General features: G+C 57.1%; 19 protein-coding genes and 1 riboswitch. Of the genes, 13 read left to right on the top strand and 6 right to left on the bottom strand.

All coding sequences use genetic code 11. The annotated features are described in order from the left end of the window. Positions 1-247: 247 nt before the first annotated feature. From B9Z44_RS05440 to B9Z44_RS05430, 3 genes are all read left to right on the top strand, one after another. On the top strand, positions 248-1,906 hold the full coding sequence (locus tag B9Z44_RS05440; RefSeq protein WP_108358388.1) for an MFS transporter: 1,659 nt from the start codon (positions 248-250) through the stop codon (positions 1,904-1,906). A gap of 84 nt (positions 1,907-1,990) precedes the next feature. Continuing rightward, positions 1,991-2,173 carry a hypothetical protein gene (locus B9Z44_RS05435; protein WP_108358387.1) on the top strand — a complete coding sequence of 61 codons (183 nt, stop codon included), beginning with the start codon at positions 1,991-1,993 and terminating at the stop codon, positions 2,171-2,173. A 154-nt stretch (positions 2,174-2,327) separates the two neighbouring features. Beyond that, the gene (locus B9Z44_RS05430; protein WP_108401886.1) at positions 2,328-8,318 is read left to right on the top strand and encodes an excinuclease ABC subunit UvrA; all 5,991 of its coding nucleotides are present in this window, start codon (positions 2,328-2,330) and stop codon (positions 8,316-8,318) included. A 242-nt stretch (positions 8,319-8,560) separates the two neighbouring features. Here the strand turns inward: B9Z44_RS05430 and B9Z44_RS05425 are convergent, their stop codons facing one another. After that, on the bottom strand, positions 8,561-10,192 hold the full coding sequence (locus tag B9Z44_RS05425; RefSeq protein ID WP_108401885.1) for a peptide chain release factor 3: 1,632 nt from the start codon (positions 10,190-10,192) through the stop codon (positions 8,561-8,563). Positions 10,193-10,300: 108 nt separating this feature from the next. After that, positions 10,301-10,384, top strand: a riboswitch (S-adenosyl-L-homocysteine riboswitch). A gap of 98 nt (positions 10,385-10,482) precedes the next feature. On the opposite strand from B9Z44_RS05425, the gene ahcY reads away from it, so the two are divergent. From ahcY to metF, 3 genes are read left to right on the top strand one after another with little or no spacing between them, the layout of a single operon-like run. Continuing rightward, on the top strand, positions 10,483-11,916 hold the full coding sequence (gene ahcY / locus B9Z44_RS05420) for an adenosylhomocysteinase (RefSeq protein ID WP_108401884.1): 1,434 nt from the start codon (positions 10,483-10,485) through the stop codon (positions 11,914-11,916). Positions 11,917-11,935: 19 nt separating this feature from the next. Further along, positions 11,936-12,691, top strand: a complete 756-nt coding sequence (locus B9Z44_RS05415) for a TlyA family RNA methyltransferase (RefSeq protein ID WP_108401883.1) — start codon at positions 11,936-11,938, stop codon at positions 12,689-12,691. A gap of 22 nt (positions 12,692-12,713) precedes the next feature. Then, positions 12,714-13,553, top strand: a complete 840-nt coding sequence (metF, locus tag B9Z44_RS05410; protein ID WP_108358508.1) for a methylenetetrahydrofolate reductase [NAD(P)H] — start codon at positions 12,714-12,716, stop codon at positions 13,551-13,553. A gap of 60 nt (positions 13,554-13,613) precedes the next feature. On the opposite strand, the gene B9Z44_RS05405 is transcribed toward metF, so the two are convergent. Next, entirely contained in the window at positions 13,614-14,492 is an 879-nt protein-coding gene (locus B9Z44_RS05405; RefSeq protein WP_108358383.1) for a 23S rRNA (adenine(2030)-N(6))-methyltransferase RlmJ, read from the bottom strand. 209 nt (positions 14,493-14,701) lie between these two features. On the opposite strand from B9Z44_RS05405, the gene rplM reads away from it, so the two are divergent. The 3 genes from rplM to erpA all read left to right on the top strand — a co-directional run bounded on the left by rplM (position 14,702) and on the right by erpA (position 16,056). Continuing rightward, on the top strand, positions 14,702-15,130 hold the full coding sequence (rplM, locus tag B9Z44_RS05400; protein ID WP_104799524.1) for a 50S ribosomal protein L13: 429 nt from the start codon (positions 14,702-14,704) through the stop codon (positions 15,128-15,130). Positions 15,131-15,139: 9 nt separating this feature from the next. After that, positions 15,140-15,532 carry a 30S ribosomal protein S9 gene (rpsI, locus tag B9Z44_RS05395; RefSeq protein ID WP_104797055.1) on the top strand — a complete coding sequence of 131 codons (393 nt, stop codon included), beginning with the start codon at positions 15,140-15,142 and terminating at the stop codon, positions 15,530-15,532. Positions 15,533-15,690: 158 nt separating this feature from the next. Beyond that, positions 15,691-16,056 carry an iron-sulfur cluster insertion protein ErpA gene (erpA, locus tag B9Z44_RS05390; protein WP_108358382.1) on the top strand — a complete coding sequence of 122 codons (366 nt, stop codon included), beginning with the start codon at positions 15,691-15,693 and terminating at the stop codon, positions 16,054-16,056. Here erpA and B9Z44_RS05385 read toward each other — a convergent pair whose 3' ends face one another. Together B9Z44_RS05385 and B9Z44_RS05380 are read right to left on the bottom strand one after the other, a co-directional pair. After that, positions 16,057-17,184 (bottom strand): anhydro-N-acetylmuramic acid kinase, encoded by a 1,128-nt coding sequence (locus B9Z44_RS05385; RefSeq protein WP_108401882.1) that lies wholly within the window; start codon positions 17,182-17,184, stop codon positions 16,057-16,059. Further along, the gene (locus B9Z44_RS05380; protein ID WP_233246830.1) at positions 17,185-18,519 is read right to left on the bottom strand and encodes a M23 family metallopeptidase; all 1,335 of its coding nucleotides are present in this window, start codon (positions 18,517-18,519) and stop codon (positions 17,185-17,187) included. Between the two features lie 120 nt (positions 18,520-18,639). On the opposite strand from B9Z44_RS05380, the gene tyrS reads away from it, so the two are divergent. From tyrS to dbpA, 4 genes are read left to right on the top strand one after another with little or no spacing between them, the layout of a single operon-like run. Beyond that, positions 18,640-19,872 (top strand): tyrosine--tRNA ligase, encoded by a 1,233-nt coding sequence (gene tyrS / locus B9Z44_RS05375; RefSeq protein WP_108401881.1) that lies wholly within the window; start codon positions 18,640-18,642, stop codon positions 19,870-19,872. A gap of 23 nt (positions 19,873-19,895) precedes the next feature. Then, entirely contained in the window at positions 19,896-20,843 is a 948-nt protein-coding gene (locus tag B9Z44_RS05370) for a cation diffusion facilitator family transporter (protein WP_108401880.1), read from the top strand. 51 nt (positions 20,844-20,894) lie between these two features. Continuing rightward, positions 20,895-21,341 carry a D-aminoacyl-tRNA deacylase gene (gene dtd / locus B9Z44_RS05365; protein WP_108401879.1) on the top strand — a complete coding sequence of 149 codons (447 nt, stop codon included), beginning with the start codon at positions 20,895-20,897 and terminating at the stop codon, positions 21,339-21,341. After that, entirely contained in the window at positions 21,338-22,750 is a 1,413-nt protein-coding gene (dbpA, locus tag B9Z44_RS05360; RefSeq protein WP_108401878.1) for an ATP-dependent RNA helicase DbpA, read from the top strand. The genes dtd and dbpA overlap by 4 nt, the downstream gene beginning before the upstream one ends. 34 nt (positions 22,751-22,784) lie before the next feature. On the opposite strand, the gene B9Z44_RS05355 is transcribed toward dbpA, so the two are convergent. Both B9Z44_RS05355 and ybeY read right to left on the bottom strand, forming a co-directional pair. Next, a complete protein-coding gene (locus B9Z44_RS05355) occupies positions 22,785-24,326 on the bottom strand; it encodes an ArnT family glycosyltransferase (RefSeq protein WP_108401877.1) in 1,542 nt (513 codons plus the stop codon). Positions 24,327-24,343: 17 nt separating this feature from the next. Further along, complete coding sequence (ybeY, locus tag B9Z44_RS05350; RefSeq protein ID WP_108358375.1) at positions 24,344-24,796, bottom strand: rRNA maturation RNase YbeY; 453 nt, start codon at positions 24,794-24,796, stop codon at positions 24,344-24,346. Between the last annotated feature and the right edge of the window lie 4 nt (positions 24,797-24,800).

Genomic DNA, 24,800 nt, shown 5'->3' with positions numbered 1-24,800 from the left:
AATTTTGTCGGTGTAAACCCCTACGCTTGAGGGCGAATTATTTCGGCTTTCAGGGTCAAATTTGGAACCGAATTCCGCATGTAGAAAAAACAGTGGAGGGTTTCTACTTGGTTTTCGGGTTTTGTGTTTTTTGAGCAGTATTTGTCCGGTCACGGGGCGTCAGAAAACGGTCAGTTAGCACACAGATAGTTGCCGCCACAGCCGCTGCCTAGGGGCTGCAATCAAAAAGTCTAAGGAGACAACAAATATGGCAACACTAGATGTAGATCGCCCGATGTCGGCGGAAGAGAAGAAGGTTATTTTTGCCTCTTCTCTGGGTACCGTTTTCGAGTGGTACGACTTTTACCTGTACGGTTCACTCGCTGCAATTATTGCGAAGCAGTTCTTCAGCGGTTTGGATGAAGGCTCTGCGTTCATCTTCGCACTGCTGGCTTTCGCGGCTGGTTTCATCGTGCGTCCTTTTGGCGCGATCTTCTTTGGCCGCTTGGGCGACATGATTGGTCGCAAGTACACCTTCTTGGTGACGATCCTGATCATGGGCTTGTCCACCTTTATCGTGGGTATCTTGCCTAACTACGCCAGCATCGGCGTGGCCGCTCCCGTCATCTTGATCTGCTTGCGTTTGCTGCAAGGTCTGGCTTTGGGTGGTGAGTACGGTGGTGCGGCTACGTATGTGGCTGAGCACGCACCGCACGACAAGCGTGGCGCTTACACCTCATGGATTCAAACCACTGCGACCTTGGGTTTGTTCCTGTCGCTGATGGTGATCTTGGGTACACGTACTGCTATCGGCGAAGAAGCATTTGCCGAGTGGGGCTGGCGCGTTCCGTTCATTGTGTCTATCGCTTTGTTGGCCGTGTCGGTCTACATCCGCTTGTCCATGAACGAATCACCTGCTTTCGTGAAAATGAAAGCGGAAGGCAAAACTTCTAAGGCCCCTCTGACCGAATCTTTCGGCCAATGGAAAAACCTGAAGATCGTGATCTTGGCCCTGATCGGTTTGACTGCAGGTCAAGCTGTGGTGTGGTACTCGGGTCAGTTCTACGCTTTGTTCTTCTTGACACAAGCGTTGAAAGTGGACGGCGCGACGGCCAACATTTTGGTGGCTGTGTCTTTGTTGATCGGTACACCATTCTTCATCGTCTTCGGCTCGTTGTCTGACAAGATTGGCCGCAAGCCCATCATCATGTTGGGCTGCTTGTTGGCTGTGTTGACTTACTTCCCTGTGTTCGAAGCGCTGACCAAGGCTGCTAACCCAGACTTGTACGCTGCACAACAAAAGAACAAAGTGGTTGTGACCGCTGACGCTGCTGAGTGCTCGTTCCAGTTCAACCCCACAGGCACTGTGAAGTTCACCAGCTCATGCGACATCGCTAAGCAAGTGTTGGCTTCTAGCTCTGTGAGCTATGAAAACACGGCAGGTGCTGCTGGTACGCCAGCCAGCATCAAAATTGGTGAAGTCGAAATCGCCAGCTACAGCTCTAAAGGTTTGCCAGCTGACGAAGCCAAGGCCAAGTCTGCTGAGTTCCGCAAAGCAGTTGCTGAGGCTTTGAAAGCCGCCGGCTACCCAGCCAAGGCTGATCCAGCCAAAGTGGACCAAGTCAAGATCACCATCATCCTCACTTACTTGGTGATTTTGGTGACCATGGTTTACGGCCCAATCGCTGCGATGTTGGTGGAAATGTTCCCCACACGTATCCGTTACACCTCTATGTCTCTGCCTTATCACATCGGTAACGGCTGGTTCGGCGGCTTGCTGCCAACCACCGCTTTCGCGATCGTGGCGCAGACCGGCAATATGTACAACGGCTTGTGGTACCCCATCATCATCGCGGGTATGACCTTCGTCATCGGCATGATCTTTGTGAAAGAAACCAAAGACGTCGACATCTACGCTGACGACTAAGCATGTCAGCCACCCGGGGTGACCCGGGTGCTACATTCGAGCCCTCCCTGGTGGAGGGCTTTTTACTGATTTCGGAGATTTGATATGTTGAAAATTTTTGTAGGTTTCGTCATCTTCGCGGCACTGGCCATGTTTGTCATCTTCAAAGGCGGCAACAGCTTGGACATGGGCGGCGAAAAACATGGCGATGAAGCCATCCACGCCCCTGCGGAAGCTGCTTCTGGCGCTGCCTCGGGTGCGTCTGCAGACGCTTCTGCTGCCAAGTAATTTTTCGTTACTTCGCACGTCAAAACGCCACGGCCAGTCCGTGGCGTTTTGCTTTTGTGGGTCGATTGAATGCTTAAGGTTAGGTAATGCCCCGACGGCGGGCTGGAACTGTGCGACTCTCTAGAATATTTGCCACACTACAAAAGGTCCCGCCATGACAGGCACCATCCGCATTCGTGGCGCACGCCAGCACAACCTCAAAAACTTAGACCTCGACATTCGCACGGGCGAGCTCACCGTGGTCACCGGCCCCAGTGGCTCGGGCAAGTCGAGTTTGGTGTTTGACACCTTGTACGCCGAAGGCCAGCGCCGCTACGTGGAAACCTTCAGCGCCTACGCCCGTCAGTTCTTAGACCGCATGGACCGTCCTGCGGTGGACAAGGTGGAAGGTGTGCCCCCCGCGATTGCGATTGACCAAACCAACCCCGTGCGCAGCTCACGCTCCACCGTGGGCACGATGACCGAGCTGAACGACCATTTGAAGTTGCTCATCGCGCGCGCCGGCCATTTGTTTGACCGCCAAACCGCACAGCCCGTTCAGCACGACACGCCGCAAAGCATTTATGCCGAGCTGCAACGCCGCTGCGCGGCGCAGCCGCAAGACCCACGCCTCATCATGACTTTCCCCGTGGAGTTGCCTGCCAACACCACGTCTGCCGAAGTCGAGCAGTGGCTGAGCGCGAGTGGCTTCACCCGCGTCCACGCCGAACGCGAAGTGGCCACGCCCACAGGCCCTCGCAAATTGTTGGATGTGGTGGCAGACCGATTCAAACTCGGCAGCACCGAGCAAGCCCGCGTGGTGGAAGCCATTGAGCTGGCCATCAAGCGCGGCGGTGGCCGCTTGAATGTGTATTGGTCATTGGACGCCGAAGCCACGCCTGAACTCTGGCGCTTCTCCACCGGTCTGCATTGCCCCGACAGTGACTTGCGTTACAGCGACCCCATCCCCTCGATGTTCTCGTTCAACTCCGCCGTGGGTGCTTGTGAAACCTGCCGTGGCTTTGGTCGCGTGATTGGCGTGGACTACGGGCTGGTGATTCCGAACGACAAGCTCACTTTGCGTGCAGGCGCCATCAAAACCATTCAAACGCCAGCCTGGGTAGAGACTCAGCATGACCTCATGCGTCACGCCGAAGCCGAAGGCATTCCGCGTGACACGCCTTGGTACAAGCTGAGCCAAGAGCACAAGGACTGGGTCATCCACGGTTCGCCTTTGTGGAAAGGCAAATGGAACCACCAGTGGTACGGCGTCAAACGCTTCTTTGAATACTTGGAGAGCAAGGCCTACAAGATGCACATCCGTGTGTTGCTGTCCAAGTACCGCAGCTACACGCCGTGCGGCACTTGCGCAGGCGCGCGTTTGAAAACCGATAGCCTCTTGTGGCGCGTTGGCACCAAAGAGCATGCCGATGCCGTGTTACCGCCTGCTAAGCGCTTCATGCCGCAAGGCGTGCAATGGACCCGTGCGCAACTCGAAGCCATGCCAGGCTTGTGTCTGCATGACTTGATGCTCTTGCCCATCGACAAGCTGCACCAGTTCTTCAACAGCACGCAAGTGGATGTGGCGGGCGCTGACGCGCAAGCCTTGCATTTATTGATGGACGAAATTCGCACACGCTTGAAATACCTCAGCGATGTGGGCATTGGCTACCTCACCCTCGACCGACAAAGCCGCACACTCAGCGGCGGTGAAGTGCAGCGCATCAACCTCACCACGGCACTCGGCACCTCGTTGGTCAACACCTTGTTTGTGCTGGATGAGCCCAGCATCGGTTTGCACCCCCGCGACATGAGCCGCATCAACGAAGCCATGCTGCGTTTGCGCAACGCGGGCAACACCTTGGTGGTGGTGGAGCACGACCCCGCGGTGATGATGTGCGCCGACCGCATCATCGACATGGGCCCAGGCCCAGGCGTGAAGGGCGGGCAGATTGTGTTTGACGGCACGACTGAGGCTTTGAAGTCAGCCGATACCTTGACGGGCGCGTACTTGGGTGCCCGCAAAACCATTGGTCTTGGGCTTAAGCGTTTGGTGACCGACAACACGCCACGCCTGATTCTCGAAGGTGCGCGCGAGCACAACCTGCAAAACCTGAGCATCGAGTTCCCGCTGCAGCGATTGGTGTGTATCACCGGCGTCAGTGGCTCGGGCAAGTCCACCCTGATTCAAGATGTGCTGACGCCAGCTTTGCTGCGCCACTATGGCCGCGCCACAGAAACACCGGGCGCACATGACCGTTTGTTAGGCGCGGACTATTTGAGCGACGTGGTGTTTGTGGACCAATCGCCCATCGGCAAGACCGCACGCTCCAACCCCGCCAGTTATGTGGGCGCATGGGACGCTGTGCGTGAAATCTTTGCCGTCGCGCCGTTGTCTAAACAGCGCGGTTACACGGCGTCGAAATTCAGTTTCAACAGCGGCGATGGCCGCTGCCCCACCTGCGGTGGCTCAGGTTTTGAACACGTCGAAATGCAGTTTTTGAGTGACGTGTATTTACGTTGTCAAGACTGCAATGGCCAACGTTACCGCCCAGAAATCCTAGAGGTCCGCATCGAGCGCGAAATTCGTGGCGTGGCTACGGGGGCGACGGCGCAGCGACATTCTGAGCGAAGCGAAGAGGAGCAAGACGTTGCCCCCGTAGCCACGACACGAATCACCCTCAACGTGGCCGATGTGTTGGAGCTCACGGTCGGCGAGGCGTTAGAGATTTTTGCGAACGACCGTGAAGTGGTGCGCACCCTGCAACCCATCGTTGATGTCGGCTTGGACTACGTGAAGCTCGGCCAACCCGTGCCCACACTCAGCGGCGGCGAAGCCCAACGTTTGAAGCTAGCGGGCTTCTTGGCCGAAGCCGCCAAAGCCAAAACATCGAGTCGCCAAACGCTTGCCAAAAAAGGTGTGCTGTTCTTGTTTGATGAGCCGACCACCGGCCTGCACTTTGACGACATCGCCAAACTCATGCGCGCCATGCGTCGCTTGTTGGAAGACGGTAACTCGTTGATCGTCATTGAACACAACCTCGACGTCATCCGTGCCAGCGACTGGTTGATTGACCTCGGGCCCGAAGGCGGTGACGCGGGGGGCTTGTTGGTTGCCGAAGGCACGCCTGAAGAAGTGCGCCTGCACCCCACGTCGCACACGGGCAAAGCCTTGCGTGACTACGCAGCTTCGATGGGCGTGGTGTATGAGTTGGATGACGTCAAAGCGTCGGCAGGCTTGCTGGCGGCTGAAGACACGGCGCGATTTGCAAAAGCTGCTCGTGGTGTTTCTGTGGCTGATGGTGCAATTCAAATCATCAACGCCAAAGAGCACAACCTCAAAAGCTTGAGCGTGAACATTCCACGCGGCAAGTTCAACGTCATCACGGGTGTGTCGGGCTCGGGCAAGTCCACGCTCGCGTTTGACATCTTGTTCAACGAAGGGCAACGCCGTTATTTAGAAAGCCTCAACGCCTACGCCCGCAGCATCGTGCAGCCCGCAGGTCGCCCTGAGGTGGATGCGGTGTACGGCATTCCACCCACGGTGGCGATTGAGCAGCGCTTAAGCCGCGGGGGTCGCAAGTCCACCGTGGGCACGACGACAGAGGTGTGGCACTTCTTGCGCTTGCTGTACGTCAAGCTCGGCACACAGCATTGCACGCACGATGGCGCAGCGGTGCAGCCGCAAACCGCAGAGCGCATCGCTGCGCAATTGATGCGCGAGTTCAAAGGCCAACACATCGGTTTGATGAGCCCGTTGGTGATGAACCGCAAAGGTGTCTACACCGAACTGGCTGATTGGGCGCGTCCACGCGGCTACACCCACTTGCGTGTGGATGGCCATTTTTTGCCGACCAACGGTTTTCCACGTTTGGACCGTTTCAAAGAACACACCATTGAGTTGCCTGTGGCCAGCCTTGAGGTGTCCGCGCAAAACGAAGCTGCCTTGCGTCAAGCGCTGACGACCGCGCTCGAACATGGCAAAGGCGTGGTGCACGTGTTGAGTCAACTCGACGGTTTGCGCGAGGCCATGGAAGCTGGCGCCGACACCAACAGCATTGGCCGCTTGGATGCGTACTCCACCAAGCGCGCATGCCCCGTGTGCGATACCTCGTATGCCGAGCTAGACCCGCGCTTGTTCTCGTACAACAGCAAACACGGCTGGTGCCCCGACTGCGTGGGCACAGGCGTGAAGCTCAACAAAGACCAACGCAAGGTGCTGGACGATTCGGTGCGTGACGACAAAGAAAAAGGCCGCGAACAAACCTTTGCCGAGCCCGATGTGGACGACTTGGTCGATGTGGCTTGCCCGACCTGCGAAGGCACACGTTTGAACGCCACGGCACGCGCCGTGAAGTTTGCAGGCGTGGGCATCACAGACATCGCGCGTTTGAGCGTGACCGAGATTCGCAAGTGGGTTGAGAAGCTAGCCATGAGCGGGCGTGATGCCGACATCGCACGCGATCTGTTGCCTGAAATCAAGAGCCGTTTGGAGTTTTTAGAGCAAGTCGGTTTGAACTACCTCACGCTCGACCGTGGCGCGCCCACGCTCAGTGGCGGCGAGGCGCAACGCATTCGCTTGGCCGCGCAGCTGGGCAGCAACTTGCAGGGCGTTTGCTATGTGTTGGACGAGCCCACGATTGGTCTGCATGCGCGTGACAACCAAATCTTGTTGAATGCGCTGCATTTGCTCAGCGACAAGGGCAACACCTTGGTGGTGGTGGAGCATGACGAAGACACCATTCGCCGTGCGGATCACATCATCGACATTGGGCCTAGCGCGGGCAAGCGCGGCGGGCGTTTGATGGGTGAGGGATCGGTGAAAGACATCACCTCGCAGAGCGAATCTCAGACGGGGCGTTACCTGTTGCATGCGATGCGGCATCCGTTGCAGGCGCGCCGGCCTGTGTCTGATGCTGCGTTGTCTGCTTTTGCCGCCGCTGCTGCTGTTGCTGCCTCGCTCGCTGCGAAGGATGAGGCATTGCCGGGTTCCTCATGCGGCGAGCCAAAATCGTCACCCGGCAACGCCCCATCCTCCGCGAAGGTGGGTAAGCGCAAGGCGGCTGCGCCTGTTGCTCAAGAGGTGGCTGTTGATGGTTCGTTGCAGTGGTTGTCGCTTGAGGGGGCATCGCTGCACAATTTGAGCGACGTGAGTGTGTCGATTCCGCTTAAGCGTTTGGTGGCGGTTACTGGCGTATCGGGTTCAGGCAAGTCCACGCTCGCGCGTGATGTGCTGTTGCACAACGTGGCGGCTGCGGTGGCGCAGCGCGCCACACAAGCAGGCCGCAAACTCGATGAAGAAGGCAAGCATCCTGCCTGGGTGGGCTGCACGGGCTTGGATGGTTACCAGACCATCGACCGCGTGTTGGAAGTCGACCAAACGCCGATTGGCAAAACTCCGCGCAGCTGCCCCGCAACCTACATTGGTTTTTGGGACACGATTCGCAAACTGTTTGCAGAAACACTCGAAGCCAAAGCCCGTGGCTACGGCGCAGGGCGTTTCAGCTTCAACACCGGTGAAGGCCGTTGCCACACCTGCGAAGGCCAAGGCTTGCGCACCATTGAGATGAGCTTTTTGCCTGACGTGAAAGTGCCATGCGAAACCTGTCACGGCGCACGCTTCAACCCCGAAACTTTGGCGGTCAGCTGGCGCGGCAAAAGCATTGGCGATGTGTTGCAAATGGAAGTGGACGAGGCAGTGGAATTCTTCGCCACCATGCCCAACATCGCGCACCCTTTACAACTGCTCAAAGATGTGGGCTTGGGCTACCTCACCTTGGGCCAGCCTTCACCCACGCTGAGTGGCGGTGAAGCGCAGCGCATCAAGCTAGTGACGGAACTGAGCAAAGTGCGAGACGATGTGACGCGCCGAGGCAACAAAGCACCGCACACGCTGTATGTGTTGGACGAACCCACAGTGGGCCTGCACATGGCCGACGTGGATAAGTTGATTCGTGTGTTGCACCGTTTGGTGGATGGCGGTCACAGCGTGGTGGTGATTGAGCACGACCTCGACGTGATTGCCGAAGCCGACTGGATCATTGACCTCGGGCCTGAGGGGGGTGATGGTGGTGGCTTGATCGTGGCTGCCGATACGCCAGAGGCGGTGGTGGCTTTGGGGACGCACACGGGGGCTGCTTTGAAGCCAGTGTTGGCGAGGGCGTAACTCTTTTCGTCGCTTGGGTTTTCTGTTGGCGTGGCTGCGTGCTGCGGGATAAGCCTAGGCTCCTCTTCGCTGCGGCTTATCCCGCAGCACTTGTTCGTGTGCGAATGACTTCGTATCCGTATCTGATGCGTGTCAACGCGAAGAGAGGCTCAGTGGTATTGCCCGTCAGCGACATTCTGAGCGCAGCGAAGAGGAGCCGAGGGCAATGCCACTGAGCCTCTCTTCACTACAAAAGCAAAAAATCAACCTGCAGTAGACAAAGCCAACCCAGCATGCTCGCGCAGCGGATGGAAATGAATCTTCGGGAAACGCTCTTGCGCCAAGCGCACGTCATAAGGCGACGTACACAAATACGCCAACGTATTGGCCGCATCCAAAGCCATACGCTGTGGATACGCATAGGTGAACTCGCCCAACTCCGCAGGCGTGTCCGCCGTGATCCAGCGCGCACCGGTGTACTGGCAGCTCTCAAGCTTCACATCGCAGTCGTATTCGGCTTTCAAGCGGTGTTGCACCACTTCAAACTGCAACTGACCCACGGCGCCCAGCAGCATCGCGCCGCCGGCTTCGGGTTTGAACACTTGAATGGCGCCTTCTTCACCCAGCTGGTCCAAGCCCTGTTGGAGCTGTTTGGTGCGCAATGGGTTTTTCAAAATCACCGTCATGAACAATTCGGGTGCGAAGAACGGCAAGCCTGTGAATTGCAAGGCTTGCCCGTCGGTGATGGTGTCGCCCAGCTGCACGCCGCCGTGGGTGGTGAAACCGATGATGTCACCCGCATAGGCTTCTTCCACCGCTTCGCGGCGTTGCGACATGAAGGTCACCACGCTGGTGGGGCGCAGTTCTTTGGCGGTGCGCTGCACCTTGAGTTTCATGCCGGGGGTGAACTTGCCTGAGGCCACGCGCACAAAGGCAATGCGGTCGCGGTGGTTGGCGTCCATGTTGGCTTGCACCTTGAACACCACGCCGGCAAAACCTTCGTCTTCCGGTTGAATGGTTTTTTCAATCGCTTGCTTGTTGACGACAAGATGGCTCAAACGAGGGCGGGGCGAAGGCGCGAGGTCGACCAAAGCGTCGAGCACTTCCATCACACCGAAGTTGTTCACGCCTGAGCCAAAGAACACGGGGGTTTGCTTGCCGGCCAAGAAGGCTTCTTTGTCGAACTTGGGCGATGCGCCAGTGGCCAGCTCCATGCTTTCCATGGCGGCGGCCCATTCCAATCCAAAACGCTCAGCCAGCTTGGCTTGCTCGGTGAGTGGGTGTGTTTCAAAGTCTTGCGGCAAGCGCTCAGAGCCGGAGTCAAACACGGTCATGGCTTGCGTGCGCAAGTTGATGATGCCGCCGAACAACTTGCCTTGGCCCACAGGCCACGTCATGGGCACGCAGGGCATGCCGAGTTCGCGTTCGACTTCGTCGAGGATGTCGAGCGGGTCGCGCACTTCGCGGTCCATCTTGTTGACGAAGGTGATGATGGGCGTGTCACGCTGACGGCAGACCTCAATCAAGCGGCGGGTTTGGGCTTCCACACCGTTGGCCGCGTCAATCACCATCAGGGCCGAGTCCACGGCCGTCAGCACGCGGTAGGTGTCTTCCGAGAAGTCTTTGTGGCCAGGGGTGTCGAGCAGGTTGATGACGTGGTCGCGGTACAGCATTTGCATGACCGACGAGGCCACCGAGATGCCGCGTTGCTTCTCAATCTCCATCCAGTCCGAGGTGGCGTGGCGGCTGGCTTTGCGGCCTTTCACAGCACCGGCAATTTGAATCGCACCCGAGAACAGCAACAGCTTTTCGGTCAGCGTGGTTTTACCCGCATCGGGGTGAGAAATGATGGCAAAGGTGCGGCGACGGCGCACTTCGTTCAGAAAGGAGCTCATGGGGTCACTATATAAAAGGGAGTGCCTAAAAATGGCAAATCAAGGCGGGAATCATAGCGCTGGGGCCGTGGCCAAGCAGGGGTTTTAGAAGTTCGTTTAAAATCTTGGCTATCCGAGGAGCGCTGCAGCCTGTCGGCCCGCAAGGGTCAAATTCACAGGTGAGGCTCGGACTGCCAACCGCGCTCACCCACTAGTCAACGTGAGGTGAGCTCCTCGAAGATTCTTTCGGACTCCCAGATGACGCCAACCGCGCGTTGCTAGTGGCTTTGCCAACTATTGGAGTCTCACAAATGAACGCTGTTCTTAAAACCAACGCCGCCGCCGATTACATCGTGGCCGACATGTCTTTGGCCGCTTGGGGCCGCAAAGAAATCAAAATCGCCGAAACCGAAATGCCCGGTTTGATGGCCATCCGCGAAGAATTTGCCAAAGCGCAACCTTTGAAGGGCGCTCGCGTGACCGGCTCTTTGCACATGACCATTCAAACGGCTGTGTTGATTGAAACCTTGAAGTCTTTGGGCGCTGACGTGCGTTGGGCTTCTTGCAATATCTTCTCCACCCAAGACCACGCGGCTGCTGCAATTGCCGAAGCGGGCACCCCCGTGTTCGCCACCAAAGGCGAAACCTTGGCCGAGTACTGGGACTACACCCACCGCATTTTTGAATTCGGTGCAGCAGGCACCCAAGGCGAAGGCCCCAACATGATCTTGGACGACGGCGGCGATGCCACGTTGTTGATGCACTTGGGCAAGCGCGCTGAAACCGACGCTTCGTTGATCGCCAACCCCACCAGCGAAGAAGAAACGTGTTTGTTCAACGCCATCAAAGCCAAATTGGCGGTGGACCCCACTTGGTACAGCCGCAAAGGCGCGCACATCATTGGCGTGACCGAAGAGACCACCACCGGCGTGTTGCGCCTGAACGAGATGGCCGCCAAAGGCAGCCTGATGTTCCGCGCCATCAACGTGAACGACTCTGTGACCAAGAGCAAGTTCGACAACTTGTACGGCTGCCGCGAATCTTTGGTGGACTCCATCAAGCGCGCGACCGACGTGATGATCGCGGGCAAAGTGGCTTGCGTGGCTGGTTACGGCGACGTGGGCAAAGGTTCTGCACAAGCCTTGCGCGCTTTGAGCGCCCAAGTGTGGGTGACCGAGATCGACCCGATCAACGCTTTGCAAGCTGCGATGGAAGGCTACAAAGTGGTCACCATGGAATACGCTGCTGACAAGTGCGACATCTTCGTGTCTGCCACCGGCAACAAGAACGTGATCCGCTACGAGCACATGGCCGCCATGAAAGACGAAGCCATCGTTTGCAACATCGGGCACTTCGACAACGAGATCGATGTCGCTTCACTCGAAAAACTGCAGTGGGACGAGATCAAGCCCCAAGTCGACCACGTCATCTTCCCTGATGGCAAAAAGATCACTTTGTTGGCCAAAGGCCGTTTGGTGAACTTGGGTTGCGCTACCGGCCACCCCAGCTTTGTGATGAGCTCCAGCTTTGCGAACCAAACGATCGCTCAGATCGAGTTGTTCACCAAGCAAGACCAATACGAAGCAGGCAAGGTGTATGTGTTGCCTAAGCACCTCGACGAAAAAGTGGCGCGTTTGCATCTCAAGAAAGTGGGCGCCATGCTGACCGAGTTGAGCGACGAGCAAGCCGCCTACATCGGCGTGTCGAAGAACGGCCCTTACAAAGCCAACACCTACCGCTACTAAGCCCTTCGGTTTTTTGTCCATGCGTGCAGACCAGCTTCTCGTCGACCGTGGCTTGGCCGCTTCGCGCTCACAAGCGCAGCGGCTCATTGCCTCGGGCGTCGAGTGGCGCTTGGGCACCAAGCCATGGCAACGCGTGACCAAAAACGGTGACGAGTTGCCATTGCCCAGCGAGCTGCGCTTGCTGGACAACGCCGAGGCGCGCTATGTGTCTCGCGGCGGCTTGAAGCTGGAAGGTGCGCTGCTCAGCAGTGGCCTGACCGCCCAAGGTTTGCGTTGCTTCGATGTCGGGCAAAGCACGGGCGGCTTCACCGATTGCTTGCTGCAGCAAGGCGCTGCACAAGTGGTGGGTTTGGATGTGGGGCACGGTCAGTTGCATCCGCGTTTGCGTGACGATGCGCGTGTGGTGTGCGTGGAGCGCATCAACGCCCGCGAGCTAGAAGCGAATGATGCGCGTGTGCCAGACGTGCGACAAGGATTTGATTTGGTGGTGGGTGATTTGTCTTTCATCTCGCTCACCCTGGTATTACCCGCGTTGCTGCCTTTGTTGAAAAAGGGCGGCGCGCTGCTGATGTTGGTCAAACCGCAATTTGAATTGCAGCCCAGCGACATTGGCAAAGGTGGCTTGGTCAAGGACGAAGCCAGCTATGTGCAAGTCGAGGCGCGATTGCGCGAGGCTTGTGCCGCATTGAATTTAGAGGTGTTGGGCTATTGGCCCAGTGCCATTGCCGGTGGCGATGGCAACAAGGAATTTTGGATTGGTGCGCGTCGAGCATGACGCGCCAACACGTGAGACGGATATGAACGCGAACAACAGCTTGAGCATTGAGTTTTTTCCACCTAAAACGCCAGAGGGTGCAGAGAAGTTGCGCGTTGTGCGCCAAGCGCTGTATCCGCTCCAACCGCAGTTTTGTTCGGTCACCTATGGCGCAGGTGGTTCGACCCAAGCGGGCACGATTTCAACCTTGAAAGAAATTTTGAGCGAAGGCGTGCCTGCAGCCTCGCACTTCTCGTGCATTGGTGCCACGCGCGACAGCGTGCGTCAGCAATTGGCCGAATTCAAAGCCATGGGCGTGAAACGTTTGGTGGCCTTGCGCGGCGACTTGCCCAGCGGCTACGGCGCAGGCGGAGAGTTTCACTACGCCAGCGATTTGGTGGCTTTTATTCGCGCAGAGACGGGTGACGATTTCGGTATTGAAGTGGCCGCTTATCCAGAGATTCACCCGCAAGCCAAATCAGCCGAGGCTGATTTGCAAGCCTTTGCCACCAAAGTAAAGGCGGGCGCAGACTCGGCCATCACACAGTACTTTTACAACAGCGATGCGTATTTCCGTTTTGTGGAAGATGCCGACAAGCTTGGCGTGCACATCCCCGTGGTGCCCGGCATCATGCCCATCACCAGCTCGTCGCAGTTGCTGCGCTTCTCCGATGCCTGTGGCGCTGAGATTCCACGTTGGATTCGTTTGCGTTTGCTTGGGTTTGGGGATGACCTCGCGTCCATCAAAGCCTTTGGCTTGGATGTGGTGACTGATTTGTGTGACCAGTTGCGTGCAGGTGGTGCACCAGGTTTGCATTTCTACAGCATGAATCAAAGCGTCCCAACGTTGGCGATCTGCAAAAACTTAGGCCTTGGTGTCTAAGGGATTGCCCAAGTAAAAGGCCTCGCATTGCGAGGCCTTTTTTATGCGCGTGCAAGCAGCTTAGCCACCCGACTCCACCACCCAGCCCCGACCGGGGCCGCGTGCCAGGGCTTCTTCCACCGCGGGTAGCGCTTCGTTCAACAAAGGCTTCAATGTGAAGGGCGGGTTGACGATGAACATGCCGCTGGCGCTTAAGCCCGCGTCATTGCCACCCGTTTTGCGGCCGATGGCCAAGGTGGCATGCAACCATGGCTTTTTGGCTTGGCTGCACAGGCCTTTGAGCTTGCGTGGCAAGTCGTGCGCTTCAGGGCGTGGCACGATGGGGTACCACACGATGTAGGTGCCGGTGGCAAAACGCTTCAAGCTGTCTTGAATGCAATCAATCACGCGGTAGTAGTCGTTCTTGATTTCGTAGCTCGGGTCAATCAGCACGCAGGTGCGGCGTGAGCCGCTGCTTGACACCGGCGGTGGCAACAAGGCCTTGAGCGATTCAAAGCCATCCGCGCGTGTGACGCTGACCGTGCGGCCCGCTTCGAGCTGCTGAATATTGCCCGCGAGTGATTTGTGGTCGGTGGGGTGCAGTTCAAAGAGCTTCAAGCGGTCGCGCGCTTCGTGGCGCAGCAGCTTGTGGATGATGAACGGTGAGCCGGGATAAATCTTGTGGCTGCCTTTGGCGTTGAAACTGGCCACCATCTCTAGGTAGTCGGTCAAGGCGGCAGGGCCTTTGAGGTTGAGCACCTTCAAAATGCCTTCGGCGGCTTCGCCACTTTTTTCCGCGTAGTCGCCGTCCAGGCGGTACAGGCCCGCGCCGGCATGCGTGTCCACAAACTGAATACCCGCGTCTTTGTGCATCAAATGCTTCAAAGTGGCAATCAAAGTGAGGTGTTTGAGGACGTCGGCGTGGTTTCCGGCGTGAAAAGCGTGGCGATAACTGAACATAACTGGGATGGTAACCCGCCAAATCGCCTTGTTTGGGCCAAATTTGCGCTAAGCGCTTGATTTTGCTTATAATCTTTGGCTCTGCAGCGTTCGAGTGGTCCCGCGGCAGAGGCTTTGAAAAAGGCACATCCCACCTAAGAGGTTCTCAATAGAAGAACGCCGACCGTGGAAAAGGACCCTACAAACCTCTCTCCTTTTAGGATTTAACTATGTCTACATTCAGCGCAAAACCCGCTGACGTGGTGCATGAGTGGTTTGTGATTGACGCCACCGATAAGGTGCTCGGACGAGTAGCCAGCGAAGTTGCTCTCCGTTTGCGCGGCAAACACAAAGCCATTTACACACCCCACGTCGATACAGGTGACTTCATCGTCATCATCAACGCTTCCAAGATCAAGGTCACTGGTACCAAGTCTTTGGACAAGGTGTACTACCGTCACTCGGGTTACCCCGGCGGTATCACTGCAACAAATTTCCGCGATCTGCAAGCCAAACACCCTGGCCGCGCGATTGAGAAGGCTGTCAAGGGCATGTTGCCCAAAGGCCCACTCGGTTACGCCATGATCAAAAAGCTCAAGGTGTACGGCGGTGCAGAGCACCCTCACACCGCACAACAGCCTAAAGTGCTGGACATCTAAGGAGCCGAAATGATTGGTGAATGGAACAACGGCACCGGCCGTCGCAAATCAAGCGTCGCTCGCGTGTTTCTGAAAAAAGGCTCCGGCAAAATCACGATCAACGGTAAAGACATCGCCGCATATTTCGGCCGTCAAACCTCGATCATGATTTCGAAGCAACCCTTGATGCTGACCAACAACGGCGAAGCGTTTGACATTCAAGTCAACGTGCACGGCGGTGGTGAGTCTGGCCAAGCTGGTGCAGTGCGTCACGGTATTACCCGCGCTTTGATCGACTACGACGCAGCTTTGAAGCCCGTCCTGTCACAAGCCGGTTACGTGACTCGCGATGCTCGCGAAGTGGAACGTAAAAAGGTTGGCTTGCACTCTGCTCGCCGCCGCAAGCAGTTCAGCAAGCGTTAATCCGCTTCCTGTTTTGCCAAAAGCCGCATGGGTTCGCCCTTGCGGCTTTTTTGTTGCCTGCGTAATGCCCCCATCGGCAATAGCGTTTCTCGGGCCTTGTGCAGTGCTATACCCGAGTAAAGCGATATACTTTTACGCATTGATTCAGGAGTCCTCACATGAGCGCAGTTGCCGAAAACATCCAAACAGAAATGCCATCTCCCTTCGTCTTCACCGACAGCGCAGCTGCCAAGGTGGCGGACTTGATTGCGGAAGAAGGCAACCCTGAATTGAAGTTGCGCGTGTTCGTGCAAGGCGGCGGCTGCTCAGGCTTTCAATACGGTTTCACGTTTGATGAAATCGTGAACGAAGACGACACCACGATCAACAAAAACGGTGTGTCTTTGTTGGTTGACGCGATGAGCTACCAATACTTGGTGGGCGCTGAGATTGACTACAAAGAAGACTTGCAAGGCGCACAGTTCGTCATCAAGAACCCGAACGCGACATCGACCTGCGGCTGCGGTTCGTCGTTCTCAGCCTGATCAGGCTTTAAAAATTCCACCCAGTATGCGGGCGCCTTGTGCGCCCGTTACTTTTGGCAGGTTGCCAGGCAGGCCCAACACGGTTTGACGAGCCAGCCACGCAAAGGCGGCGGCTTCCACTTGCAAAGGCGGCATGCCGCGTTCTGCCGACGACAACACACGCACATTGGGTAAGTCCGCCTGCAAGCGTTGCATCAGCAAACCATTCAACGCGCCCCCACCACACACGATGAGCTCGGACGCATCTGCCGCATGGCGCCGCACATCGTTCACGCAGGCAAGTGCGGTGAACTCAGTCAGAGTGGCTTGCACATCGGCGGGGTTGGCATTGACGTCGTCGCGGAGTTGGTGTGCCAGCCAAGTGGGGTGAAACAAATCACGTCCCGTGCTTTTTGGGGGGGGCTGTTGCAAATAAGGCTCGGCCAACATGGCTTGCAACAAGGGTTCAATGACGCTGCCGCTGGCGCCCCATGCGCCGTTGTTGTCAAAGGCGTCGCCGGTGTGTTGTTGGCACCAATGGTCCAGCAGGGCGTTGCCTGGACCGCAATCAAAGCCCAGCACATCGCCGTTGGCGTGCAACACGCTGAGGTTGGCAATGCCACCGATGTTCAGCACGCCTACTGTTTGGTTGGGTTGACCAAAGATGCCTTGGTGAAACACGGGCACGAGCGGGGCACCTTGACCGCTGGCTGCCACATCGCGGCTTCGGAAATCAGCCACCACATCCATGTCCGTGAGCTCAGCCAATAAGGCTGGGTTGTTGAGCTGTACCGTGTAGCCCGTGCCATCAAACGCGCCCGGTTGGTGGCGCACGGTTTGGCCGTGGGCACCGATGGCGCACACATCGCGAGCGGGTGTTTGTGTGTCACTCAGCAAGGCTTGTACGGTTTGGGCATACACACGCACCAAGCCGTTGGCGGCCAATGCCGCGCGGTGTAGCTCGTTGTCAGATGGGGTGTTGAGCGCCAACAGCTCTTGCTTCAATGCTGGCGCAAAGGGCATGGCGTGGTGTGCCAACACCCGCGGTTGCGCCCCGCTGAAGTCTGCCAACACACCGTCCACGCCGTCGAGCGACGTGCCCGACATCAAGCCAATGAAAAGCTGCGGTGATGCTGCAGACGCAGACATTTATTCAGCGCGGCTGATTTGGGCGCTGGCCGCTGCGGTCAAGTCAATCTTGGCCAAGGTGGCGTGGCGTTTGAATTGCTCGCGAGCAGCAGCAGACACTTCCACCGATACGCTTTGGCGCGCCATGGTGATCGGGTCTTTGTGTTGACCATTCACGCGGAATTCAAAATGCAGGTGCGGGCCTGTGGCCCAGCCTGTGGCGCCGACCAAGCCCAGTGTTTGGCCTTGCATGACCGACTGGCCGCGTTTGACGTTGATGCGGCTCAAATGGGCGTACACCGTGGTGTGACCATTGGCGTGCTTGACCATCACCACGTTGCCAAAGCCGCCTTGCGTACCGGCCACGTCCACAATGCCTTGACCCACGCTGCGCACGGCGGTACCTGTGGGCGCTGCGTAGTCGACGCCGAGGTGGGCGCGCCAAGTTTGCAAGATGGGATGAAAACGCATCTTGAAGCCACTGGTCATGCGCGAGAACGCGAGGGGCGATGCCAAGTAGGCGCGTCGCAGGCTGATGCCGTCGGCGTTGTAGTAGCCGCCTTCTTTGGCATTGGCTTCTTGGAACCAAAACGCTTGGTGTGTTTTGCCGTTGTTCACAAATTCTGCAGACAACACGCGGCCAGTGCGCAGCACCTCGCCATCGGCTTCCAGCGATTCGTACACCACAGCGAAGCGGTCGCCTTTGCGTAGGGCTCGGTGAAAGTCGATGTCGCCAGCAAAGATGTCAGCCAACTGGCTGGCCACGCTGTCGGGGATGTCGGCGTCGTCTGTGGCGGCAAACAGTGAGCTTTGAATCGTGCCGTTGCCCATGCGTGTGCCGACGTTCAGGCGAGCGGTTTCTTCGCGCGCCACAAAACCTTCGGCGTTGCGCTCCATGATCCAACGGGTGAAGTTTTCCCCGTCGTCATTGGCCCAACGTGCTGTCAAGCGGGTGAGGCGGTGCTCGGCATCGCCTTCCACGCTCACCATGCGTCCGGCGCGACCCATGAGCTGTTGGCGTGCTGTCCGTGCGTTGCGCAGGTAAGCCGCGGCCTCTGGGTCACTCAGGCCGAGGCGTGAGAGCAAACTGTCGGCCGTGTCGCTTGAGCGAGTCAGGTCTGAGCGGAACAGTTGCAAGGGCTTGTCAGCCCATAAATTAGGAAACGTGACGGTGTTGACGTTTTCCACCACTTGGCGAAGCGGCATGCTGGCGACGCCCGCATCCAAGCTCGCCACCGCAAATGCCCCGCCACCGACCACGGAGAGCGCGACAGCCACGCCGGCCATGACGCGACGGGTGTGGGTTTGAAAGCAGTTTTGCAGGCGTGTGGCCCACAAAGAAAAGAATTGCTGCAAGGTATTTCTCCGGCAGTAGGTAAAAGGCGGGGACTGAGCCCAGGGCCTCAAGGTTTGGGCCTCTAAAATCAGGCTCAAACACCAAACCGGTGAGTATACCTTGCACGGTAAAAAATCCTTATGAATCAAGCATCTTTACAAAACCACCCTGTCACCGATCGCGTCCTCGAAGCCTTGGCTGTGACCAAGCGCGGCTGCGAAGAGCTGATTCCCGAAGACGCTTGGGTCAAAAAGCTCGCGCGCGCCGAAGCCACGGGCCAACCCCTGCGCATCAAATTGGGCTTGGACCCAACGGCCCCTGACATTCACATTGGCCACACGGTGGTGCTGAACAAGATGCGTCAGTTGCAGGACTTGGGGCATCAAGTGATTTTCTTGATTGGCGACTTCACCAGTTTGATTGGCGACCCCTCAGGCCGCAACAGCACGCGCCCGCCGCTCACGCCGGAGCAAATCAAGGTGAACGCCGAGACGTATTACAAACAAGCCTCGTTGGTGCTCGACCCCGCCAAAACCGAAATTCGCTACAACAGCGAATGGTGCATCCCGCTGGGCTCGATGGGCATGATTCAGTTGGCATCGAAGTACACCGTGGCGCGCATGATGGAGCGCAACGACTTTCACGACCGCTTTCACGCCAACACGCCCATCAGCGTGCATGAGTTTTTGTACCCGCTGATGCAAGGCTACGACTCGGTGGCCTTGAAGTCTGATTTGGAGCTGGGCGGCACCGACCAAAAATTCAACTTGCTCATGGGTCGCCATTTGCAAGCTGAGTACGGCCAAGAAGCGCAGTGCATCTTGACCATGCCTTTGCTCGAAGGTTTGGACGGCGTTGAGAAAATGTCCAAGTCCAAGAACAATTACATCGGTATCAGCGAAGAGCCCAACACCATGTTTGCCAAAGTGTTGTCCATCTCGGACGTACTGATGTGGCGCTGGTACACCTTGCTGTCATTCAAGTCGATGGCTGACATCGAAGCCTTGAAAAAAGAGATCGAAGGCGGCCGCAACCCCAAAGACGCCAAGGTGGCGTTGGCCAAAGAAATCACCGCACGTTTTCACGGGGCAGCTGCGGCGGAAGCGGCAGAACAAGACTTCATCAACCGCAGCAAAGGCGGTGTGCCCGATGAAATTCCAGAGGTGTTGCTCAGCGGTGCGCCCATGGGCATTGGTGCTTTGCTCAAAGCCGCCGGATTGGCACCTTCCAGTAGCGAAGCCAACCGTTTGATTGACGGCGGTGGTGTGCGTGTGGACTCCAGCGTGGTGAGCGACAAAGGCTTGAAGCTCGACGTCGGAACGTTTGTGGTGCAAGTGGGCAAGCGCAAATTTGCGCGTGTCACATTGACTTAATCGGACGCCATTAGACTGCACGCATGAACACCCAAACCCTTGAAAAATGGCTCTCGCCCAAAGGCTTGCTTTGGGCGTCAGTCGTGGTGGCGTGCATCACCATCGCACTCAAAACCTTGGCATGGCACCTCACCGATTCGGTGGGTTTGTTGTCAGACGCGATGGAGTCGTTGGTCAACTTGGCCAGTGCCATCTTTGGCTTGATGATGGTTACCGTCGCGGCCATGCCTGCGGACGAAGACCATCCTTATGGTCACCACAAGGCCGAGTATTTTTCGTCGGGCTTTGAAGGCATCCTCATCGTGGTGGCTGCATTGGGCATCATGTGGGCAGCGGGTCATCGCATCTTTGACCCGCAACCCTTAGAGCAAGTGGGTCTTGGTTTGGCCTTGTCGGTCGCCAGTTCTGCGTTGAATGGTTTGTTGGCTTGGGTCATGTTTCGTGCAGCCAAAACACACCGCTCGATTGCGCTGGAAGCGGATGCGCGTCACTTGGTGACGGATGTGTGGACTTCGGCAGGTGTGGTGGTTGGCATTGCGCTGGTCAGCTACAGCGGCTGGTTGTGGCTCGATGCGGTGGTCGCGATAGGCGTGGCACTGAACATTCTGAAAGAAGGCTGGCATTTGATTTGGGGTGCATCGCAAGGGCTGATGGATGAAGCCGTCGAGCCCGAGGTGCTGGCGCAAATTAACAAGGTGTTGCACGACCTGTCGATGGCCCATGAAGAAGTGGGTGCCGACCACACGCACCTCGTACGTTTCGATCACATCATGACGCGCAAAGCTGGACAACGCCGCTTTGTGGATTTGCACATGCACATGCCTGCTGAATGGACGCTGGGCCATGCGGCGATGTTTCGTGCCAATGTGGAGCAATCGTTGATGAAAGCGGTGCCAGGTTTGCGCGCCACCATTCAGCTGTTGCCCAACGATGTGGAAGCGCATCTGGATGACCCGCTCGACGTCCGCTAAGTCGCGTGGTATGCCGGGTTTGTGAACCTAGGCCCTCAGAAAGAGAAACAAATGAAAGCTGTCTTACAACGCGTGAGCGAGGCCCGTGTGGTGGTGGACGGCCAAACGGTCGGTGAGATTGCACAAGGCCTGCTGGTACTGCTTTGCGCCGAGAAAGGCGACACCGAAGCAGTGGGCCAAAAAATGCTCGACAAAATTTTGAAGCTGCGGGTGTTCTACGACGAGGCAGGCAAGATGAACCGCAGCGTGACCGATGTGAACGGTGGTTTGTTGGTGGTGAGCCAGTTCACCTTAGCCGCAGACACCAGCAGCGGCACGCGTCCCAGCTTTACCAGTGCGGCCCCCGCCGATGAAGGTCGCCGCTTGTACGACGCGTTTGTGACGCAAGCCAAAGCGCAGCACCCACAGGTGCAAACAGGCATCTTTGGTGCCGACATGAAAGTGCATTTGGTGAACGATGGCCCCGTGACCATCCCAATCACGATAATCGGTGCATGACCGATTTAAAAAATACCGCTACGACCTTTGCTTCCCTGAGCCTCGCGGCCTCAACACTCGATAACTTGACGGAGCTGGGTTACACCCAGATGACCCCCATTCAAGCCGCGAGCTTGCCTTTGGCCTTGGCTGGCCGCGACCTGATTGCCCAAGCCAGCACGGGCAGCGGCAAGACGGCCGCCTTTGGCATTCCCTTGGTTGAAAAGCTCGACCCTGCGCAGTTCGACGCGCAAGCCATGATCTTGTGCCCCACCCGCGAATTGGCTGACCAAGTGACGCAAGAGATTCGCCGCTTGGCCCGTGCGGTGGGCAACATCAAGGTGGTCACTTTGTGTGGCGGTGTGGCCTTGCGTGGGCAAACGGTCAGCCTCGAACACGGTGCCCATGTGGTGGTCGGCACGCCCGGCCGCATCATGGACCACTTAGAGCGCGGTTCGCTCAGCCTGCAAGGCTTGAAGATGTTGGTGCTTGACGAGGCGGATCGCATGTTGGACATGGGCTTTTTTGACGACATCGCCAAAGTAGCGCGCCAATGCCCCAAAGACCGTCAAACCTTGTTGTTCTCGGCCACCTATCCCGAAGGCATTGCCAAGCTCGCCTCGCAATTCATGCGTGAGCCGCAAACTGTGAAGGTGCAAGCGCAACACGACGCACAAAAAATCAAACAAATTTTTTATGAAGTGAGTAACAACGAGCGCCTGCATGCTGTGTCGCAACTGCTCAACCATTTCCGCCCTGAATCCACGCTGGCTTTTTGCAACACCAAACAGCAATGCCGCGATTTGGTGACGGTGCTGCAAGCGCAAGGCTTCAGCGCTTTGGCCTTGTTTGGTGAACTTGAACAACGCGAGCGTGACCAAGTGTTGGTGCAGTTTGCCAACCGCAGTTGCTCGGTGTTGGTGGCCACCGATGTGGCTGCGCGTGGCTTGGATGTAGCGAATTTAGAAGCCGTCATCAACGTGGACGTGACACCTGACCCTGAGGTGCACATCCACCGCATTGGCCGCACAGGTCGTGGCGATGCCGAAGGCTTGGCGTTGTCACTCGCCAGCATGGACGAGATGGGCAACGTGGGCAAGATTGAACAGTTGCAAAACCGCGAGTCCACATGGGCACCGCTCAGCAGCCTCGCGCCAGCCGCAGGCGGCATCTTGCAGCCGCCCATGGCGACGCTGCAAATTGTGGGTGGCCGCAAAGAAAAGATTCGTGCCGGTGATGTGTTGGGTGCGCTCACCGGTGATGCTGGCTTTGCCAAAGAGCAAGTGGGCAAGATCAATGTGAATGAGTTCTCTACCTATGTGGCGGTGGCGCGCAGCATTGCACGTGAAGCGGTCAAGCGTTTGAGCGAGGGCCGTGTCAAAGGTAAAACGGTGAAGGTCCGTTTACTCGAAGACGCTTCTGGGCGCTGACTTGACTCTGCGTGCCGACACACGCAAGCGCGGCTCAGTCTGCTGAGTCGCTCAAGTTGCTGCAGCGTACTTCGCCACAGTAGTGCTGACAGAAGGGGCACCCTGTCATGGGCAACCATGAGGGAATTTGGTGGCGCGTTTGAAAGATGTCTTTGAGCACCGTGTCACGGTAGACCGCCCACTTGAAGTTTTGCCCCTCAACAGCATAAAACGGCACGCCGTCTTGCGACACCGTGATGAGCGACACGCTGTCAAAGTAAGCGCGGTACGCGTCTAAGTTGGGCAGGCTAAACCCAATGATGCGTACGGTCTTGCCGTCAAAGTCTGCGAAATTCACTAACAAATCGTCTTGGCGCGCATGGAAGCTGCCTGTGCCAAACACAGGCACATAAGTTTTGAGTGTTTGACCGTAGATGGAGGCGGGTGTGTACGACGTGGCCATCAGCACCGTGTTGGGTGCTTGCACCTGTGCCAACAGTTCTTGTGTGCGGTAGCTGCGCACAATCTCCGGGTAAATCTTGACGCTTTTCCAGTCAGAGAGTTGTGTGCTGTACATCGCCGCCAATGCGACCAGATGCACGCCTAAGAACACCGCCATCCATTGGCTGGTGCGTTTGATTTGCGCAAGGGGTAACGCAAACGCGAGCCACGCAAAGAACAAGGGGTAGAAGTTGAGCACCCAATGCAAACCCACCACTTTTTTGAGGGCGATGAGTGCAAAGAATGCCAGTGGCACAACGATGAGTGTGGCCAGTAATTTGTGTTGACGCGTGAACGCCACCATCGCCGTGCGCTCTTTCCATGCAAACCACACAAACCCTGGCGTGAGTAGATATGCCCACGTCAGCAGATACAGCGCAGGTTTATGCCATGCAAACACTTCGCCTTGGTTGCGGTTGTAGACGTTGAACATGATGTTGGCCCATCCGTGGCCCATGTTCCACCACAGGTTAACCAGTGGGCCTGGTGTGGCCGCCAGAACCAACAGCGCCAAACCCAACCAGCGTTCGCGGCGGAATGCCATGAAGTACACAAAATACGCGAAGCCGATCACGACTGCAAAGTATTTGGACAGAAATCCAAGACCTAAAAATAAGCCGCTCAAGGCGTGTAGCGCGTAAGTGTTGCGGTCTTGATGCGCGCGTTGCTCGGCACGAACCAAAGCGCAGATGGACAACACGGACCAAAAAATCAAAGGCGTATCGGTGGTGATGAGCGCATTCAGCCAGTTGATGGGCGTGAGCCAGAACAACACAATGGCCCAAGCTGTTTTCTCGCGGTCCACGTTCGAGAACCCCCACCACAAAGCAGCCCCCAAAGCCGTCGGCAACAACAGGGCGGGAATCCGCATGGCAAACGTGGTATCACCAAACAATTTCAGCATGGCAGCAATGGCCCAGCCGGCCATGGGCGGGTGGTCGTAATAGCCCCAGTCGGGATAAACACCCCACCAATAGAAATACGCTTCATCGCCGGTGATAGGGAATGTCACGCCAATCCATGTGCGGACCAAGAGCGACAACACGCCAGTCCATAGCAGCAAACGAATCAGTGACGGAGAAAGCGGTGCGTTCATGTGAGCAGCGTGGTCAATCAATAAGGGCAAGGCAGGCCGAGGGCTGCCATGATGAACATCTCAAGTGTTTCCATTTCATTGGCGTCGGCCTCAGAGGTCTCGTGGTCGTACCCTTGGGCGTGTAGCGCACCGTGAATCAACAAATGGGCGTAGTGTTCTTGCAGCGACTTGCCTTGCTCTTTGGCTTCGCGTGCCACGACGGGGGCGCACAGCACGAGATCGGCCATCACCATAGGGGCTTGTGCATAGTCAAACGTCAAGACATTGGTGGCGTAGTCTTTTTTGCGATAGCTGCTGTTCAAGGCTTGGCCTTCTTCAGCGTTGACGATGCGCACGGTCATTTCTGCGTCATGTGCCAACGCGTGGCGGATGCAACGGTTCACAAAAGCGCGGGGCAATGCCGCGCGGTGACGCGCTGCGTAGGGCACATCGCCAAATTGCAGGGTGAGGTCTAAGGTGGGCAGGGCCATGTTT

It is taken from the genome of Limnohabitans curvus, from assembly GCF_003063475.1.
In the GTDB taxonomy this organism is placed as follows: Bacteria; Pseudomonadota; Gammaproteobacteria; order Burkholderiales; family Burkholderiaceae_C; genus Limnohabitans; species Limnohabitans curvus.
The sequence above is the reverse complement of the archived record's forward strand: the minus strand, read 5'-3'. Positions and strand labels throughout refer to the sequence as shown.

Bases quoted from the DNA above. Each gene is read 5' to 3' on its own strand.
- rpsI (WP_104797055.1), top strand. From the start codon at position 15,140: ATGATTGGTGAATGGAACAACGGCACCGGCCGTCGCAAATCAAGCGTC.
- B9Z44_RS05355 (WP_108401877.1), bottom strand. From the start codon at position 24,326: ATGAACGCACCGCTTTCTCCGTCACTGATTCGTTTGCTGCTATGGACT.
- B9Z44_RS05435 (WP_108358387.1), top strand. From the start codon at position 1,991: ATGTTGAAAATTTTTGTAGGTTTCGTCATCTTCGCGGCACTGGCCATG.
- ahcY (WP_108401884.1), top strand. From the start codon at position 10,483: ATGAACGCTGTTCTTAAAACCAACGCCGCCGCCGATTACATCGTGGCC.
- tyrS (WP_108401881.1), top strand. From the start codon at position 18,640: ATGAATCAAGCATCTTTACAAAACCACCCTGTCACCGATCGCGTCCTC.
- B9Z44_RS05415 (WP_108401883.1), top strand. From the start codon at position 11,936: ATGCGTGCAGACCAGCTTCTCGTCGACCGTGGCTTGGCCGCTTCGCGC.
- ybeY (WP_108358375.1), bottom strand. From the start codon at position 24,796: ATGGCCCTGCCCACCTTAGACCTCACCCTGCAATTTGGCGATGTGCCC.
- B9Z44_RS05405 (WP_108358383.1), bottom strand. From the start codon at position 14,492: ATGTTCAGTTATCGCCACGCTTTTCACGCCGGAAACCACGCCGACGTC.
- erpA (WP_108358382.1), top strand. From the start codon at position 15,691: ATGAGCGCAGTTGCCGAAAACATCCAAACAGAAATGCCATCTCCCTTC.
- B9Z44_RS05430 (WP_108401886.1), top strand. From the start codon at position 2,328: ATGACAGGCACCATCCGCATTCGTGGCGCACGCCAGCACAACCTCAAA.
- B9Z44_RS05370 (WP_108401880.1), top strand. From the start codon at position 19,896: ATGAACACCCAAACCCTTGAAAAATGGCTCTCGCCCAAAGGCTTGCTT.
- metF (WP_108358508.1), top strand. From the start codon at position 12,714: ATGAACGCGAACAACAGCTTGAGCATTGAGTTTTTTCCACCTAAAACG.
- B9Z44_RS05385 (WP_108401882.1), bottom strand. From the start codon at position 17,184: ATGTCTGCGTCTGCAGCATCACCGCAGCTTTTCATTGGCTTGATGTCG.
- rplM (WP_104799524.1), top strand. From the start codon at position 14,702: ATGTCTACATTCAGCGCAAAACCCGCTGACGTGGTGCATGAGTGGTTT.
- dbpA (WP_108401878.1), top strand. From the start codon at position 21,338: ATGACCGATTTAAAAAATACCGCTACGACCTTTGCTTCCCTGAGCCTC.
- B9Z44_RS05440 (WP_108358388.1), top strand. From the start codon at position 248: ATGGCAACACTAGATGTAGATCGCCCGATGTCGGCGGAAGAGAAGAAG.
- dtd (WP_108401879.1), top strand. From the start codon at position 20,895: ATGAAAGCTGTCTTACAACGCGTGAGCGAGGCCCGTGTGGTGGTGGAC.
- B9Z44_RS05425 (WP_108401885.1), bottom strand. From the start codon at position 10,192: ATGAGCTCCTTTCTGAACGAAGTGCGCCGTCGCCGCACCTTTGCCATC.